We start from the raw sequence: 15233 nt of genomic DNA, 5'->3' as shown, positions 1-15233 counted from the left end.
GCTCTGTAGTATACCACCTCTCTTATAGGATACTATAAAAACGATTGGAGGGAAATGATTTTAATAAAATGTTTGTGTCCGACCGACAAAGGCGGACGGAAATGGAGGGAAATATGAAATCACATAAACATATGCAAGTACTCGTTTTAGCTTCATTATTAATTGCTGTAGGAACAGTCATTCCTATGTTAATGCCTAAAATTATTGTTGGACCAATGTCTTTTACCTTAGCTTCACATGTTGCGGTCATGATAGCCATCTTTATTAGTCCAGCTGTAGCCATTGCTGTTGCTTTAGGAACAACACTTGGTTTCTTTATGGCAGGTTTCCCATTTGTTGTTGTCATGAGAGCTCTTACTCATGTCATTTGGGCTTATTTAGGTGCAAAATATGCGCAAAAGAATCCACAAATTTTTGAAAAACCAATCAAAACATTACAGTTTAATATTGTGATTGCATTGATTCATGCCATTGGAGAAATGATTATTGTGATTCCTTTCTATTATGGAAATGGGATGGATATCCAAATGTTCTGTTATATGATTTTTGGTTTAGTAGGCTTAGGAACTATTATTCACAGCTCTATTGATTTTTGTATCACTCTTCCTGTATGGAAGGCTTTAAGTCAAAGCAGAGTTATCACTGGTGTTTCACAAGTGAAGAAAATCAATCTCATTAAAAACGCATAAAAATAACCATATAATCATTGAAGGTTATATGCTTTTAATTTATTAAGAATATCTTGTTTTGTAATGGATGCCATATTTAATCTTTTGAATAATGTTTTCGCATTTCCATAACCTAGATGAAATAAATCATAGATAGCTAATCTTTTTTGTTTATCACCAATAATATCTAAAGAAATAAATTCTTCCCATGTCAATGACTGACTTTCTTTAGAAAAGCTCACAACATTTTCTAATGCCTGTATAATAGCTTCTTCTCTTGCTTCAGCAATCCCCAATTTCTTTTTCCCAATAGCATCTTTTTTATCTACAAAAGCCTGTTTAACATGAGGAACTCTTTCCATAATCATATTTCGAATGCGCATACCAGGATAATCAGGATCGGTCAAAATAATAACTCCTCTTGTTTTTTCTAATTCCTCAATCAAGTCCAATGTTGCTTCATCTAAAGCTAAACCATGTGTTTCTATTGTATCTGCATCAAATAATTTTTGAATCACTGCTGTGTCTGTTTTTCCTTCTACAACAATCACTTCTTTGATCTTTTTCTTCATTCTTCTTCACCATATTCATTATACTATATTTTTATTATTTTTCATTGTCAATAAAGCACTTTTATCAGTATAATATGATGACAAGGGGTTGATATCATGAAAAAATATAAATATTTGTTATTTGATGTAGATGGAACTTTGTTAGATTTCAACAAAGCAGAAGAACAGGCACTTATCAATACATTTCAAAAATATAATATTGTCCTCACTGAACAGATGAATCAAAGATATGAACAAATCAATAAACAATTATGGAAAGATTTTGAGAATGGACTCATTGATAAAAAAACAATTGTTTATACACGTTTTGTACAGTTATTTCAAGAATTTGGCATTGATGAAGATGGCATTGCTTTTGAAGATGACTATCAGGATGCCTTAGGTGAAGGATATTTTCTTTTACCTCATGCTAGAGATATACTTGAAAAGCTTTATCAAAAATATCCATTATACGTTGTAACAAATGGTGTATCTAAAACTCAATATAGTCGTTTAAAAGGAACACGTATTGATCAGTATTTTCAAGATATTTTTGTATCAGAAGATATTGGTTATCAAAAACCAACTCGAGAATATTTTGATTACTGCTTTAAAAAGATGAAAAACATAGATTTAGATCAAACTTTAATTATTGGCGATTCTCTATCTAGTGATATCCAAGGTGGTATCAATGTAGGTATTGATACTTGCTGGTATAATCCTCATTGCATTGAAGAGCCTCAGGATATGAATATCACCTATATCATTCATGATTTAAGAGAATTGCTGGACTTATTATAGTTGAAGCTTACAGCGTGATGCTGTAAGTTTTTTTATCATCAAATCATCACATCATAATGCCATATAAAAAGTCCTGTATTTCTACAAGACTCATACATTTATTTTAAATTTCTAAAAACATCTAATACATCTTCTGATAGACCATCTGACACAATAACCATATGATCATTCACTTCTACTTTTTTCTTATCATCACCAATTGTCTTTTCACTCATAATACGATTGAATTCATCACCATCTTCATAACGATACACATCAATGTTTCCATTATCTGTTACATAGCGATATCCTTCTACACCACCAACACTTGTTGCATCTAATACATTCTTAGATGAATAAGTAATATTTCCTTCCTTAAGTCCATTTTCAAATCGCGTATACCAATCATCTGTTTGATTCATTGTCGTATTATTGTTGTTGTTTTCATTTTCTGTGACATTTTCAGTTGAACGATTGTTATTTGCTGTATCGTTTGGTGTATCTGTCTGACTGCTACATCCAGTAAAGAATGACATACATAAAAGCAAAACTAAAATTTTCTTCATATTCTAACCTCCACATACATAGCATGGACAAAGATTTTAAGAATATACAGAATTTATAGAAATAATCATATATAGATATTTATTTTCTCTTGTAAATAATCGGTTCATCAAATCCAAATACTTTTTTTTCACGAACTTCCATTGATTCATCAACTTCTAAATAATCTTCACAAAATCTTTCAAATAAATGAAATTTTAATACCGGTGAAAACATACTGTCACTTCCACCTTCCCATACTTTCCCAGTGTAATGATAAATAGCTGGTGTAAATTTTTCTGATACATTTAAATTTTTATAAGATATTTCTTTCATTTCCTGATACGTAAAACTATCTTTATCATATCCATCAGGTAATTCATAAGATGTTAATTGAACATCTTGTCCTTCTTGAGTGAATAAAAACAAATGTGGTGTCGCACGTGTTTGTCCATCCATCGTATAATAACTTTCTTCAACCATAAAAATTCCCTGAAAATCATCTGGAAGATCTGTTATCTTATCATTACAGATCGTATTGACATGACGCGCATATGGATAAGCAATCCCTGCTTTTTCTTTTTGTTCAAATTGTTCCTGATTATCAAAATTTCCTGTTAATACACTCATAAAATGATTTAATTCTTTCATATTGTTTCTCCTTATCTCCTTAATATTTTATCTTTAACTAAAAACATAGCTGTAATACCTGGAACAAAAACACTACCCACAAATGACATCACTATATAAATAATCATTTGTGAACTTCCTATACTACTTATAACACTATATATAAATGAAAATACATAACATATGCATGTTAAATAAAATCCACGTTTGTCATTTCTCAACAGTAGCTCAATTAATCCTATAATAGCAACTATTGCTAAAACAACACTTATCCATCTTGCTTCAACAACATTTATACATGTTGTAAGTGCACAGATGGCTATTGCAACAAGCAACCATATCTTTGTCTTCTTTTCCAAATCTATTATCCTTCTCTTGTGATTTTCTTTAATATGTTGATCATCTGTTGGCGTTCATCATAACTTAATGACTTTAATATTTGTTCATCCCATTCATGAAATAAATCTTGGCTAAAATGAAAAACATTTTCACCTTCCAAAGTCAAACATAATATTTTTGCGCGTTTGTCTTTTTCATTTGGTTTTTGTATTAAAAAACCATTATCTACAAGTTTATTGATTGTACGATTCAGATGACCAGCATCTAATTTTAAAGCCTGTGAGATTTCACTAGGCGAACATGACCCTTTTTTACCAATATAAATTATGATATATAATTGACCATAACTTACACCTATTTCATTTAATCTCTCACTACAATATTTTGTAAATTGCTTTCTTAAAAGCGTTATATAAAATGCAAATGAATCAGTCATAAATCCCTCCTATTTACTTGACTAAGTCAAATATATACCATTTAATTGACTTAGTCAAGTATTTTATAATATAAAAGACTTACATTGTTAGATATTCATGTAAGTCTTTCCTTTCTTATTCATTCACTTTTTCAAAAGCTTCAGGTATAAGATGTTTATCTTCTTTATTTTTAAAACGATAATAAAGAATTGTTAATAATGAACAAATGATAAATATACCTACAAAAACAATCATTTCTGTTGATATGGATGCATTAGCCATACTAATGACTTTTCTAAATCCATTCACACTATAAGTATAAGGGACAAATGGATGAATCACTTGATAAAAGAGACTTGATGTTTCTAATGGATATGTTCCTGCTGATCCACCAAGATTGATAATCATAAAAATGAGTAGTAAGAATTCTCCAATATACCCAGTTGTAAGTGATAACAACATCACAAGTGACATAAATGCTGCAGAAACAATAATTGCGAAAAGATATGTCATCAATAATTGTTGAGGTTCAAAACCACATATCCACCTCAAACTTGTAATTAAAACGATTGCTGCTAATGTAGAAATACTATACATAACAGAGGCTTTTGATAACCAATATTTGACAGGTGATGAAGCTTGTTTTATACCTTCTCTGATTGGATACATCAATGTCAAAGCCAGTGCAGCAACATATAATGCTACGCTCATCATATAGGGTGCCATCGCATGCCCATTATTTTCTACAACTGAAATTTCTTGATGTGATGTCTCTACAGGAGCTGACATCATATCTAAAGTCTTATCATCGATATCAAGACTTGCTTTTTTTACACCATCAGCTAAACTTTCATCTAAAGTTTCGAGTCCATTTTGTAATGTCTGTAAACCTGAACCCAATGTTTGAGAGCCATCACTTAACTGTTGTGATCCATCTTTGATTTGGGTAGAACCGTCACTTAACTTAGCAGAGCCGCTTATTAATGCATCATTATTTGATACGATTTTTGAAGTTCCTTCATATAATGCTTTTGCTCCTTGATCTAATTGTTGAATGCCATCGATAAGTGCTGGTGTCTGTTTTTGAAGAGCTAATAGCCCATCATTCATTTGTTGACCCCCATCTAGTAACACTTGACTTTGACTATTCAATGTTTCTAAGCCACCATAGACTTGTGTTACACCGTTCATATAAGTTTCAAAACCAGGTTTCAATGTTTCTTCTACTGAATTATTTAAAGATTCTAATCCTGTTTGTACTTTTTGACTTCCTGCTTCTAATTTCTGTGTATTCTCATAAACTTGTGTTAATCCTGAACTTAATTGATTGATTGCTTCTTGATTTCCACTTGTGACAGTTTTTACCAATTCTGTATATGAATAATGCGTTAATAAATATTGAGCAGTTTGATTATCCTTAGCGATAAGATTAGCTTCATCCATGCTCAATGACCTATTCATCCATGTCTGAGCAATGGTTGGATTTGTAGTAAGTATTTGATTTAATAATGTTGTTGCCTGATTCAAAGAATCATTTGCTTGATTTGCTGAAGATATTTTATTCATATTATCAGATGATAAATTATTTTTTAATTGTTGATCCAACTGTGTTAAGCCTTGTAAGACTTGCTTATTTCCATCAACAAGCTGATGAACACCTTGATTGAGGCTATCTATTCCATTATTTAATGCTTCATTGTTTTCAATAAGTTTTTGTGTCCCCTGATAAGTTTGTAAAACACCATCTGTATATTTTTGGAGACCTTCATTCAATGAAGAAGAACCCATTGCAAGCTGTTGAACACCATCATTTAATGGTTTTGTTGAATCATTGAATGTATCTAAACCTGTTTTTAAGGAATAAACGCCATTATGAACAGTCAATACACCATCTGTATAATCTTTTAACCCCTGGCTAAGTGTTTGAACACCATCATCAAATGTTAATGAACTGCTTGCTAAAACTTGAAGATTATCTGAAATAAGTTGATTTCCATCTGTTAATTGTTGCGAACCATCTACTAATTGACTCGTTCCATCCTGTGCTTCTTTCAATCCATCTGTTAATGTTCCCACTTGTTCAAAGATAGTTTTCGCATATGTTTTCGTTACTGTTTGAGAAACTTCTTCTTTTATTTTTTCAATAGCTGAATCATCCATCTTTGAAGCAATATAATTACTTCCTGGATTTGTTATATATTGAAGTTTCATCTTTTGTGGTTGTTGATCTAAAAGCGTCGTTGCATTTTTTGAAAAATCTTCAGGAATACTTATAATCATATAATATTGACCGTTCTTTAAACCATCCTGTGCTTTTCCTTCATCTACACATTGAAAATTCATACTTTGATTCTCTTGCAGACGATCAACCAATTCTTCTCCTACATTCAAAGTTGAATTCCCATAATCAACCGCTTGATCATGGTTGACTACAGCAACTGGTATTTTATCCGTATTTCCGTAAGGATCCCACATTGACCCTAAAAAGATACACGCATATAAACTTGGAATCAAAATGATTGCAACCAGTACAACTTTTATCCAAGTGTGATGAAAAATATTTTTCCATTCTTGCTTAAGCATAAAATTCCTTCTTTCTTTTCATCTTTAGATATTTATTATCCATAGATATATAATATCTATGAAATATTATATAAATTTATACATATTTGTCAACTCTTTTAGATACAAAGTGTTATTTTTCTGTTAAAATAAAAAAGAAGGTGATAAGGATATGAAGATTAGAAAAAGTTTTGAACAGGCTATTTGTATATTACTTTTAATTGGGGCACAGGATAAACCTATTAAAAGTCATGAATTGAGTGAAAAACTACTTGTATCAGATTCTTATCTCAAAAAAATCACCAGACAACTTGTTGTTTCTGGCTTAATTTCATCCATGGCAAATAAACGTGGGGGATTTGTGTTAACCAAATCATTGGATTGCATTTCTTTATTAGATATCTTTGAAGCTATGGAAGGCAAAGAAGCTTTTGTCAAGACAACACATCTGGTAGAAAAGGTTTTTGATTCTCAATTGAGAGTCAAAGAAACTGAAGACTTTATTGTTGATTATTTAAATGCAGCAGAATGGCAATACAAAGAAAAATTAAGAGAAATCACTTTAGCTCAAATTGTGGATGCTGCACATCAAAAGGAATAAGGAGATTATTTTATGAATGCATACATACTTTCTATTTTAAAAGATATTATGGCTATTGATAGTCCTTCTGGTTACACTAAAGAAGTTATTCAATACTGTCAAAAAGAAGCAGAAAATTTAGGCTTTGAAACAAAACTGACAAATAAAGGGAACTTACAGATATTTGTCAAAGGACAAGATGATTATACGATTGGATTTTGTGCCCATGTCGATACATTAGGATTAATGGTGAGAAGTATTAAAGATGATGGGACATTAGCTTTTACTAATGTAGGTGGCCCAATCATCCCAACTTTAGATGGGGAATATTGCCGCATTATCACAAGAGATCATCATATTTATACAGGAACGATTCTTTCTGACTCACCTGCTGCTCATGTTTATAGTGATTCAAAAGAGAAAGAGAGAACTTGTGATACAATGCATGTACGTATTGATGAAATGGTAAAATCAAAAGCAGATGTTCAAAAACTTGGTATTAATAATGGAGATTATATTGCGATTGATCCAAAAACAACAATTACCGATTCTGGTTTCATCAAATCACGCTTTTTAGATGATAAAATGAGCGTTGCTATTTTGTTTGGAATTTTGAAACATCTTTCACAAAATCAGATTCAACCATTACATAATCTTTATTTTATGATTTCAACATTTGAAGAAGTTGGCCATGGAAGCAGTTATGTTGATCAGCTAGTTGATGAATTAATTGCTGTAGATATGGGATGTATTGGAAAAGATTTGTCATGTAGTGAATACGATGTCAGCATTTGTGCTAAAGATTCAGGTGGTCCTTATGATTACGATATCACTTCAACATTTATTAAGCTTGCTAAAGAAAAGAATTTACAATATGCAATAGACATTTATCCATTTTACAGCAGTGATGTTACCGCTGCACTGAGAGGTGGACAAAATATCAAAGGAGCGTTAATTGGCCCTGGTGTTCATGCTTCTCATGGTATGGAAAGGACACATATACAGGCTGTTGAAAACACTTATCAATTGGTTTTAGCCTATATCTGTAAAGAAGAACATGAATAAGAAATTATTATTTGATGTTGACGGGACACTTGTAAGTTATGAAGGTATTGTTCCACAAAGTTGTGTTGATGCATTAAAACAAGCAAAAGAAAAAGGACACTATGTCTTTGTTGTGACTGGTAGAACGCGTAATCGTGCAGTCGTTGGTCCAATTGAAGTGAGTGGGATGATCTGTGGCAATGGTGCATATATAGAATGTGAAGGAAAAGTTTTAAAAGATCAAAAACTATCTTTAGAGGATGTCAAAGAAATTACAGATTATTTAGATCATCATGATATTTGTTATTTTATGGAAGGTAATGATGGATTATATGGTTCTCACGATTTTGAAACAAGAGCTGTACCAACTTACCAAAAATATGGTCATTCAGGTACACCTAAAATTCGTGACATCTATCCAATGATGGAATTTCCTCAAAGCATGTATCAAAAAAATATTACCAAAATCAATTATATTTTAAATACATATCAGGATTATCTTGATTTTAAAGAACATTTTCCCCAATTCCAATGTTTAACTTGGGGTGGTCAAGGTGAAGATGCTTTATTTGGTGATTGTGCATTGCCTCATATTGATAAAAAATCAGCTATTGAACAATTAATTGATTATCTAGACATCGATCAAAAAGATATTTATGCTTTTGGAGATGCCGAAGTTGATATTCCGATGTTTCAATGTGCTGGAACAAGCATCTGTATGGGAAATGGTAGAGAAGCAGCAAAAAAAGCTGCGAATTATATCACAAAAGATGTCCAAGATGATGGTATTTTTGAAACTTTAAAATATTTTAAAATTATCTAATAAAATTTATTTTCATATCTAAACAAAAATTCATTGGGATAACCCAATGAATTTTTTAGTTCCATATATTTTTATCAATAAAATCAAAGACTTTATTCCAATAAGCTTTGACATCATAATCTTTTGATTGAGCGTGACCAGCTTCTTCAACAATATACAACTCTTTAGTTGTTGGATAAGCATCATAAACTTCATATACCATTTCAAGTGGGACAAAATCATCTTTTGCACCATGAATAAATAACATCGGCTGGTTTGCTTTTTGAATCTGATCAACACTTGAAGCCTCTTTAAAATCATAACCAGCTTTTATTTTTGCAATAAAATTAGAAATATCTAAAACTAGAAAAGTTGGTAAAGAAAAGCGTTTATCAAGTTCACTCGCAAAAATATCCCATACACTTGTATAACCACAATCTTCGATATAACCTACCACTTGTGGTAAACGATCTCCAGAAGCCATCATCACTGTCGCTCCACCCATGGAAACACCGTGTAAAATAATCTGTGCCTGAGGGTCTTTTTCAATGACCCAATTGACCCAGCAGGCAATATCATCTTTATCTAGCCATCCCATTCCAATATATGTGCCATCACTTTTTCCATGTGCACGATTATCTGGCAAAACAACATTATATCCATTGTCATAATACTCACTACCGTATGACATCATATTTTCATTACTTGATTTATAGCCATGAACCAAGATAACCCAACGATGACTATTCTCATGATCAAGATATTGTCCACGTAATCTGAGTGAATCTTCACTACTTATAATCATAGGTTTTGTTTTTTCTGAAAAATTCAATCCTTTAATTGTTTCTTTATTTTGATTTTGAATAATTTGTTTTTCAACATCATTTGCTAATTGAACTTCATCACTTTCATCAATTTCTCTTTGATCAGAATTACTGCTTGGTGATAAGGCATAATTGACAAAATATGTTCCAACACCATAACCAATACTTATTAATAAAGAAAATATAACAAAAACAATGATAAACCATTTTTTCTTCAAATATATCATCCTTTCATATTGCACCATTTTACTGAAAAAATATGAATTCTTCAAGAAAAAATGAATTTTTCATAATATCTTGATTCTACTATTTATTCTTCTTTATCACTCTTTGTTACTTTTTCAAGCATATCTATTTTCTCTTTTCATTTATCCAATGCTTCACTTAAAATATCAAACTGGTCTTTCTGTTCATCTTGAGTCTTGTCTTCTAATTGATCATATCGTGTCTGCAGTAATGCCAAATAGCTTGAATTGGAAGCTAAAATATCACCTCTTACATTAAACCATGCTCCTAAAGCTGCCTGTTCATCAACATCAAATTCTAAAGTCAGCAAATATCCTAAAATAACGGCCATACCTGTAAAACTATAAACATCCATATCAGGAATATGCATTTCATCACCTCTATTTAAAATACGTTTCTATTCATAAAAATTCTAGGCAAACATCAAAAAAAGAATATGAACCATTATTTGTTCATATTCTTAAATGCAGTTGACAACATCAACTTAATTCTATTTAACTGATTAACTTCACTAGCACCTGGATCATAGTCAACAGCTACAATATTACTTTGTGGATATTTTTTACGCAACGCCTTGATAACTCCTTTTCCAGTTACATGGTTTGGTAAACAAGCAAATGGCTGCATACAAACAATATTTGGTGCTCCTTCTTCAATAAGCTCAATCATTTCTCCTGTTAAGAACCATCCTTCACCTGTCTGATTTCCAATAGAAACAACTTCACTCGCTTTTTTTGCAATCTGATCGATTGGTGTTGGTGGATCAAAACGTTGAGAAGCTTTCAAAGCTTTGATCATATCTTTACGTAAGAAATCAACAAACCAAATCGCAAAATTACATAACCATACAGAAGATTGAGAAGCATCAAAGTGTTCATGTTCATACCATGTATTGTAGAAACAATATTGGAAGAAGTCAATTAAATCTGGCATAACAGCTTCTGCTCCTTCAGATTCAATAATATTGACAATTTCATTATTTGCAGTTGGATGGAACTTCACTAAGATTTCTCCTACTAACCCAACTCTTGGTTTTTTAATGTCTAATAATGGTAATTCATCAAAGTCTTTAACAATCTGATACACATTCTTCTTAAATTCTTTCATGCTTCCATTTTTCACATTTTCCTGGCATTTTGCTACCCAAGATTCATAAAGTTTATTGGCTGAACCTTTGACTTTTTCATAAGGACGAACACGATAGAGAACACGCATGAATAAATCTCCATACATGGCACCTATCACGACTTTTTTAGCCATCTTATATGTAATTTTAAATCCAGGATTACTTTCTAATCCTGATAAGTTTGCAGAGATAACTGGGATTTGTTCCATTCCGGCATCTTTTAATGCCTTTCTAATGAACGCAATATAGTTTGTTGCACGACATCCTCCACCTGTTTGAGAGATAATCAATGCCACTTTATTTAAGTCATATTTTCCACTATTTAAAGCATTCATCATTTGTCCTACAACCAAAATACTTGGATAACATGCATCATTGTTGACATATTTTAATCCCTGTTCTACTGCATCTTTATCAACTGAAGGCAACACTTCAAAGTTATAGCCTTCCGAATTCATTGCGGTTTCAACAAACTGGAAATGAATTGGTGACATTTGTGGACAAAGAATTGTATAACGATCTTCTTTCATCTGTTTTGTAAAAGGTACTTTTACCTGTTCATACTTCTTAGATAAATCAATAATATCTTCTTTCTTTTCAATCGTTGCTTTTAATGAACGAATACGAATACGAATAGCTCCTAAATTACTTCCTTCATCTATCTTAATTAAAGTATAGATTTTATTTCTTGCTTTTAAGATTTCAGAAACCTGATCAGCTGTTACAGCATCTAACCCACAACCAAATGACGTTAACTGAATTAATTGTAAATCCTTTTGTGAGGAAACGAAAGAAGCCGCTTTATATAAACGTGAATGATATGTCCATTGATCAACAACACGTAATTTTAAATGTTCTTCATCTAAATAACAAACACTATCCTCACTTAAGACAACAAACCCTTCACTCGTAATTAAATCTGGAATTCCATGATTAATTTCAGGATCCACATGATAAGGACGACCTGCCAAAACAATACCTTGCATATGGTTTTCACGCATATATTCCATAGCACGTTTTCCTTCTTGACGAATATCTTGTTGACAATGATCTAATTCTTCATAAGCTTTATCTATGGCCTGATGCAATTCCTGATCAGTGATATGAAACTCACTTAATTCTTCTTTTAAGACATGGAATAATGTTTTCTTATTATTTAAAGAAATAAATGGATTTTTGAATTTTATATTTTTTTGCTCAAGATTATCAACATTATTTCTAATGACCTCTGGATAAGAAGCAACAACAGGACAGTTATAATGATTTCCAGCATCTTCATTTTCCATTCTTTCATAAGCGACTGATGGATAGAAGATAAAAGGCACTCCTCTAGCAATCAGATTTTCAATATGTCCATGTGTGATCTTAGCTGGATAACAAGCACTTTCACTTGGAATAGATTCAATTCCTTTTTCATAGATAGCTTTAGATGAACGAGATGATAAAACAACTCTAAATTTCAATTCTGTAAAGAATGTATGCCAGAAAGGATAATTTTCATACATATTTAAAGCTCTAGGGATACCAACAATACCTCTAGGAGCATCTTCTATTGGTAAAGAATGATAATTAAAGACACGACGATATTTATAATCAAATAAGTTTGGTAATGATTTAGATTTTAATGGTAAATTAGCTCCTCTTTCACATCTATTTCCACTAATAAACTCTCTTCCATCATTAAATGAAGTAATTGTCAACATACAGTTATTTGTACATTTACCACAATTTTTCATACTATTTTGATATGTTAAATGTTCTAATTCTTCACGTGTTAATAAAGTTGTTCCCTTATCATCATCTTTTTCTTTCGCAATTGTTGCCATTCCATAAGCACCCATCAATCCTGCAATATCAGGTCTAATGACTTCAATACCTGCTTCTTTTTCAAAAGCACGTAAAACGGCTTCATTATAGAATGTTCCACCTTGTACAACAACATTTTTACCGATTTGGTCTTTACTTCTTAACTTAATAACTTTATATAAGGCATTCTTGATAACGGAATATGATAATCCTGCTGAAATATCTGCTAAAGATGCACCTTCTTTTTGAGCCTGTTTCACTTTTGAATTCATGAAAACTGTACAACGACTTCCTAAATCAAGTGGATGTTTTGACATCAATGCCATCTGGGCAAATTCATCAATTTCATATCCTAAAGAATGAGCAAATGTTTCAAGGAAAGACCCACATCCAGATGAACATGCTTCATTCAATGTAATATCTTGAATGACATCATCCTTAATGGTGATAGCTTTCATATCCTGTCCACCAATATCTAAAATAAAGTCAACATCAGGTTCAAAGTGTTTAGCTGCTGTGTAATGAGCAATTGTTTCTACTTCACCATAATCCACTTTTAATGCAGCTTTAATTAAAGCTTCACCATATCCAGTGACACCAGTTTTTTGAATATGACATCCTTCAGGAATTAAATCATAGATTTCCTTCATAATTCTAATAATTAAATCTAAAGGATTTCCTTCGTTAGAATTGTAGAAAGAATATAATATTGAGCCTTCATTATCTATCAATACAACTTTAGATGTTGTTGAACCAACATCAATTCCAACATAAATATTGCCTTGATATTTTTTTAGATTTCTTTTCTTTGTCATTGCTTGAAGATGACGATCTCTAAATCCTCTTAATTCATCTTCATTATGAAATAAAGGTTCTAATGTATGAGCTGCTTCAGTTCCATTATCTTTTAATGTTTTTAAATCACAAATCAATTTTTCTAATGAAAGTGATTCTTCAACATCTTTTGCATTTAATGCAGCTCCCATAGCTACAAACAATTGGGAATTATCTGGGAAAATAATATCATCATCTTGAAGCTCTAATGTTTTAATAAAACGTTGTCTCAGTTCACTTAAGAAGTATAAAGGTCCTCCTAAAAAAGCCACTTTTCCTTTAATCGGTTTTCCACAGGCTAACCCACTGATAGTCTGATTCACAACTGCCTGGAAAATAGAAGCCGCTATATCTTCTTTTCTTGCGCCTTCATTGATTAAAGGCTGAACATCAGTTTTCGCAAAAACCCCACAACGAGAAGCAATTGGATAAATACGCTGATGATTTTTGGCTAATTCATTCAATCCTGAAGCATCAGTCTGTAATAAAGTGGCCATCTGATCAATAAATGCACCTGTTCCACCGGCACAAGTTCCATTCATACGTTGTTCTAACGAACCTTCAAAATAAGTAATTTTCGCATCTTCTCCACCTAATTCAATGGCAACATCTGTTTGTGGAATATAAGTTTCTATTGTTTTGGTACATGCAATCACTTCCTGTACAAATTTGACATTTAATGATTGAGAAATTGACAATCCTCCTGATCCTGTAATAACTGGATAAATATTGATTCCTGGATATTCTTGATGAATTTCTTCTAATAATGTAAGTATTGTATTTCTGACATCTGAATTATGTCTGACATAACGTGAAAATAAACAGACATCCTTTTCATCTGTTAAATAAGCTTTAACTGTTGTAGATCCCACATCAATTCCTAAATAATATTGACTCATAACACTTCTCCTTTAAACATTACAACTTATTTTATAATTTTCAATCTTAACGAATTTCGACATCTTTTTCAATCTTTATGCTTTATTTTAAGGTCTTAATAATCTGATTCACTTTACGATACAAACGTAAATATTCCTTTGTATCTTCTTCACCTAACATCTCCAGCATCTTTTTAAAATAATCCTCTATTTCTGCTCTTCTTTGTTGAGCAAAAATTCTTCCTTTGTCTGTAATAAATACTTTAATCTTACGTTTGTCCTGTAAATCAACGACACGCTCTATATATCCTTTTTTAGATAAAGCATTTAATACAGCGGCTACCCTAGAGGTATTAATATCAAAACGTTGGCTAATTTCAGATGCATTCACTCCATCATGGTCATCCATCAAGTAAATGAGGACAGCACCTTCTCCTCTAGCGATTTCACTAACATCATGATTACAGAATTTAAAATTCTGTTCATTTTCCACCATATAACAAATTAATTCTTTTGCATATTTTTGATAATCCATTTTTATTACCTCACACTATGAGCATTTTATACAACTTCGCGAATTTTGTCAATTTAAACATAAAAAAAG

The 15233-nt window shown here is 31.6% G+C and carries 15 protein-coding genes; 5 read left to right on the top strand and 10 right to left on the bottom strand.

Annotated elements, in window-relative coordinates:
* The first annotated feature begins 113 nt into the window (after positions 1-113).
* On the top strand, positions 114-689 hold the full coding sequence (locus B5G32_RS06160) for a hypothetical protein (protein ID WP_087304461.1): 576 nt from the start codon (positions 114-116) through the stop codon (positions 687-689).
* Between the two features lie 14 nt (positions 690-703).
* On the opposite strand, the gene rnmV is transcribed toward B5G32_RS06160, so the two are convergent.
* Entirely contained in the window at positions 704-1240 is a 537-nt protein-coding gene (gene rnmV / locus B5G32_RS06155) for a ribonuclease M5 (protein ID WP_087244644.1), read from the bottom strand.
* A gap of 96 nt (positions 1241-1336) precedes the next feature.
* Between rnmV and B5G32_RS06150 the strand changes: the two genes are divergently transcribed.
* On the top strand, positions 1337-2020 hold the full coding sequence (locus tag B5G32_RS06150; protein WP_087936154.1) for a YjjG family noncanonical pyrimidine nucleotidase: 684 nt from the start codon (positions 1337-1339) through the stop codon (positions 2018-2020).
* Positions 2021-2118: 98 nt separating this feature from the next.
* On the opposite strand, the gene B5G32_RS06145 is transcribed toward B5G32_RS06150, so the two are convergent.
* From B5G32_RS06145 to B5G32_RS06125, 5 genes are all read right to left on the bottom strand, one after another.
* A complete protein-coding gene (locus B5G32_RS06145; RefSeq protein WP_087304459.1) occupies positions 2119-2565 on the bottom strand; it encodes a hypothetical protein in 447 nt (148 codons plus the stop codon).
* Positions 2566-2644: 79 nt separating this feature from the next.
* A complete protein-coding gene (locus B5G32_RS06140) occupies positions 2645-3193 on the bottom strand; it encodes a hypothetical protein (protein WP_087936153.1) in 549 nt (182 codons plus the stop codon).
* 11 nt (positions 3194-3204) lie between these two features.
* A complete protein-coding gene (locus B5G32_RS06135) occupies positions 3205-3531 on the bottom strand; it encodes a hypothetical protein (protein ID WP_087936152.1) in 327 nt (108 codons plus the stop codon).
* A gap of 5 nt (positions 3532-3536) precedes the next feature.
* Positions 3537-3947 carry a bilirubin utilization transcriptional regulator BilQ gene (gene bilQ, locus B5G32_RS06130; protein WP_087936151.1) on the bottom strand — a complete coding sequence of 137 codons (411 nt, stop codon included), beginning with the start codon at positions 3945-3947 and terminating at the stop codon, positions 3537-3539.
* 115 nt (positions 3948-4062) lie between these two features.
* Positions 4063-6510 (bottom strand): YhgE/Pip domain-containing protein, encoded by a 2448-nt coding sequence (locus B5G32_RS06125; RefSeq protein WP_087936150.1) that lies wholly within the window; start codon positions 6508-6510, stop codon positions 4063-4065.
* A gap of 151 nt (positions 6511-6661) precedes the next feature.
* Here B5G32_RS06125 and B5G32_RS06120 point away from each other — a divergent pair, with 151 nt between their 5' ends.
* From B5G32_RS06120 to B5G32_RS06110, 3 genes are read left to right on the top strand one after another with little or no spacing between them, the layout of a single operon-like run.
* Positions 6662-7090 (top strand): Rrf2 family transcriptional regulator, encoded by a 429-nt coding sequence (locus tag B5G32_RS06120; RefSeq protein WP_087244651.1) that lies wholly within the window; start codon positions 6662-6664, stop codon positions 7088-7090.
* A gap of 12 nt (positions 7091-7102) precedes the next feature.
* Positions 7103-8134 carry a M42 family metallopeptidase gene (locus B5G32_RS06115; protein ID WP_087936149.1) on the top strand — a complete coding sequence of 344 codons (1032 nt, stop codon included), beginning with the start codon at positions 7103-7105 and terminating at the stop codon, positions 8132-8134.
* Positions 8127-8936, top strand: coding sequence for a Cof-type HAD-IIB family hydrolase (locus B5G32_RS06110; protein ID WP_087936148.1), 810 nt, complete (start codon positions 8127-8129; stop codon positions 8934-8936). The genes B5G32_RS06115 and B5G32_RS06110 overlap by 8 nt, the downstream gene beginning before the upstream one ends.
* Before the next feature lie 55 nt (positions 8937-8991).
* Here B5G32_RS06110 and B5G32_RS06105 read toward each other — a convergent pair whose 3' ends face one another.
* From B5G32_RS06105 to B5G32_RS06090, 4 genes are all read right to left on the bottom strand, one after another.
* Positions 8992-9957 carry an alpha/beta hydrolase gene (locus B5G32_RS06105; RefSeq protein WP_479684585.1) on the bottom strand — a complete coding sequence of 322 codons (966 nt, stop codon included), beginning with the start codon at positions 9955-9957 and terminating at the stop codon, positions 8992-8994.
* Positions 9958-10103: 146 nt separating this feature from the next.
* On the bottom strand, positions 10104-10355 hold the full coding sequence (locus B5G32_RS06100) for a hypothetical protein (RefSeq protein WP_087936146.1): 252 nt from the start codon (positions 10353-10355) through the stop codon (positions 10104-10106).
* Positions 10356-10429: 74 nt separating this feature from the next.
* Entirely contained in the window at positions 10430-14650 is a 4221-nt protein-coding gene (locus tag B5G32_RS06095; protein ID WP_087936145.1) for a 2-hydroxyacyl-CoA dehydratase, read from the bottom strand.
* 82 nt (positions 14651-14732) lie between these two features.
* Positions 14733-15164 carry a MarR family winged helix-turn-helix transcriptional regulator gene (locus B5G32_RS06090; RefSeq protein ID WP_087936144.1) on the bottom strand — a complete coding sequence of 144 codons (432 nt, stop codon included), beginning with the start codon at positions 15162-15164 and terminating at the stop codon, positions 14733-14735.
* Between the last annotated feature and the right edge of the window lie 69 nt (positions 15165-15233).

It is taken from the genome of Massilimicrobiota sp. An80, from assembly GCF_002159255.1.
In the GTDB taxonomy this organism is placed as follows: domain Bacteria; phylum Bacillota_I; class Bacilli_A; order Erysipelotrichales; family Coprobacillaceae; genus Allocoprobacillus; species Allocoprobacillus merdigallinarum.
The sequence above is the reverse complement of the archived record's forward strand: the minus strand, read 5'-3'. Positions and strand labels throughout refer to the sequence as shown.